The sequence below is a fragment of the Enterococcus thailandicus genome, assembly GCF_001886265.1.
GTDB lineage: Bacteria > Bacillota > Bacilli > Lactobacillales > Enterococcaceae > Enterococcus_B > Enterococcus_B thailandicus.
The window spans coordinates 1-682 of the sequence record NZ_JXLE01000047.1; the positions used below are offsets into that span (position 1 = coordinate 1).

The window sequence follows — 682 nt, forward strand, 5'->3', positions numbered from 1 at the left end:
TGGAATGGCAACAGTTTTTTTGACAAATTTTATAAGGTGCAGAACTTCTTTCCGTATGCTATTCCGATTGTCCTTGACAATGAGCCTCCTCGGATGTGACGATCTTCAGCAGGAGCTAACAGTTAAAGTTAGACTGCCTCGCTAGCGTTAGCACATCCGAGCTCATTATCAAGGATTCGCTGCGCCAATCTCTGGTTACGGTAACCAACCGGTGTCTCGTAGCCAAGTGTACCGTGCAACCGAAGGTGGTTCCACCAATTGACATAGTCAAATAACTCCAAATCCAATTGTTGTAAGGTTTCAAATGTGTATTGATAGACAAATTCTACTTTCAACGACTTATAAGTTGATTCAGCTACGGCATTATCAAAAGGACAGCCTTTATGACTCAATGATCGATTGATGTCAAAAGTTGTTAATAATTCATCAATAGCTTGGTTATCAAACTCTTTTCCACGATCAGTATGAAAAATCTCAACCTCTGTCAGAGGTTGTTTGATACGGCTAAATGCTTTTTTTACTAGAACGGCATCTTTATGTTCTCCACAAGAATAGCCGAGAATTTCTCGATTGAACAGATCCAAAATGAAACAGACATAATTCCATTTTTTCCCGACTCGTACATAAGTCAAGTCTGTTACGATCGCTTCTAATGGGTTGTCTCTTAAGAATTTACGATTCA

General features: G+C 39.4%; 1 pseudogene. It reads right to left on the bottom strand.

The annotated features are described in order from the left end of the window. Positions 1-128: 128 nt before the first annotated feature. Positions 129-682 (bottom strand): annotated as a pseudogene (locus tag RV17_RS13000) (IS3-like element IS1485 family transposase); the annotation flags it as partial.